Source organism: Photorhabdus viridis (genome assembly GCF_040256935.1).
Lineage (GTDB): Bacteria > Pseudomonadota > Gammaproteobacteria > Enterobacterales > Enterobacteriaceae > Photorhabdus > Photorhabdus viridis.
The window spans coordinates 1-1952 of sequence record NZ_JBEJZY010000127.1; the positions used below are offsets into that span (position 1 = coordinate 1).

The window sequence follows — 1952 nt, forward strand, 5'->3', positions numbered from 1 at the left end:
TATTCAGACGGGAAATTAATACCACATTAGAATAGTTTAATAATGTCATTATCAAATTGTTAATTATTGTCTATGGGAAAATTACCGTTTTATCACCGCAGCCTGACCGGGCTTATCCTGCTGGCAATCTCCGCACTGGCCCAGGCGGCAATTCCTGTCAGCTCGGCGGATCAAGAAACCATCACACAACAACAAAAAGCCTTGTTGCAGCAAGCCCAACAACAGCGGGAAGCGCTGCGTCACAATATCACCGTATCCCCATCCCCCGTTTTAACGCCGGATGCAGCTGAATCTGTTTGCCACACCATTCAACAGATTGAATTTGTGGGTGCAGAAAGCCTGTCAAGGTCAGTCAAACAGAACTTGACTCACCCTTACTTATCTCATTGCTTAACTTTGCAGCAGATTAATGAGCTGGTGCGTAAAGTATCGAATACCTATATCGAACGGGGTTATGTCACATCCCGCGCTGACCTCAGAGCGCAGGATTTATCCTCCGGTACCCTCATGATTACCGTGAATGAAGGCAAAATTGAGTCAATCAGCCTTGATGATGAAACACCACGTTCACTCAAAATGGTCTTTCCGGGCATGATTGGCAAAACACTCAATCTGCGGGATATTGAACAAGGCATGGAACGCCTGAACCGCCTGCCCTCACAACAGGTCGCCATTGATATTCAGCCAGGAAAACAACCCGGTTATTCTGCGGTTATCTTAAAACGAACCTCGACGCGCTTACCGATCAGTGCCAGCTTGGGTGCGGATAACAGTGGTCAGAAAAGTACCGGCACCGGGCAAATCAATGCCAGTGTAAACCTGGATAATCCATTACATCTCGCTGATCAGTGGTCATTGTCTGCCAGCCATAACAGTGATTTTCGCCATAACCATCAAAACCGAAGCCTCACTTCTAATGTAACGATCCCTTATGGCTACTGGCTGTTCAGTTATCAGTACGCGTGGAATGATTCTTTTCAGAATATTCCGGCTGACTCGCAGGCCTATCGCTACGAAGGTGCCAGCCAGACGCACCGGCTGGCAATAAACCGGGCGTTATACCGTGATGGCGAACAGAAGCTGGCGCTGGATCTGGGATTGACGCGCCGCCAGACGACCAATTTGCTGGCGGGAGAGAAATTATCCATCAGCAGCCCAACGTTAAGCGCTATCAACCTTGGCATTAACTACAGTTCAGTACTGGCAGGTGGCTATATCACGTTTAACCCGGCAATCAGCCACGGTTTACCGGTGTTCAGTGCGACAAAAGAGGATCCCCATTTTCCGGATGCACCACGGAGCCAATTCCGTAAATTTAGCCTGAGTGCCAGCTATTTTATGCCGGTCACGGATTCCATTTATTACCTCTCATCCCTTTACGGCCAGACCACGCCCGACAACCTTTACGCCAGCGAACGCCTCTCGCTGGGCGGACAATATTCCGTCAGGGGATTTAAAGAGCAATCTCTCACCGGCAATCGCGGCGGATATTGGCGCAATGAGCTGAACTGGCGAATCTCAGCGCTGCCTGTACTGGGAGAGCTCACCTTAACCGGGGCGTTGGATACGGGATGGTTACGAGGAAAAGCAGGACAAATTGATGGCGGTAATGTCACCGGCACCGCACTTGGCCTCTCACTAACGCACCGTCGATTCAATCAGGCGATAACTGTTGGCAAACCACTCACTTACCCTAACCACCTGAAACCGGATCACTGGGTGGTTTACTGGTCTGCATCACTGATTTTGTAACAACGCAAGACATAACTTATTGAAACAAAACATTTCCATTGCAATAAAATAAGGACTGATACATGAGTCAACGTAGCACCCCTTTAACAAGGGTCACGAGTTATCTTTTAATTTACCTGACCGCCGTTTATCCCCTTCATCCGGCTATGGCCGCCGGGATAACGCCGGATAATAGCCAGACACAGGTACAACATCAGGGC

The 1952-nt window shown here is 49.1% G+C and carries 1 protein-coding gene; it reads left to right on the forward strand.

Annotated features, from left to right (window positions below):
* The first annotated feature begins 72 nt into the window (after window positions 1-72).
* Entirely contained in the window at window positions 73-1752 is a 1680-nt protein-coding gene (locus ABR397_RS22370) for a ShlB/FhaC/HecB family hemolysin secretion/activation protein (protein ID WP_350307639.1), read from the forward strand.
* The last annotated feature ends 200 nt before the right edge of the window (window positions 1753-1952 follow it).

Bases quoted from the DNA above. Each gene is read 5' to 3' on its own strand.
- ABR397_RS22370 (WP_350307639.1), top strand. From the start codon at position 73: ATGGGAAAATTACCGTTTTATCACCGCAGCCTGACCGGGCTTATCCTG.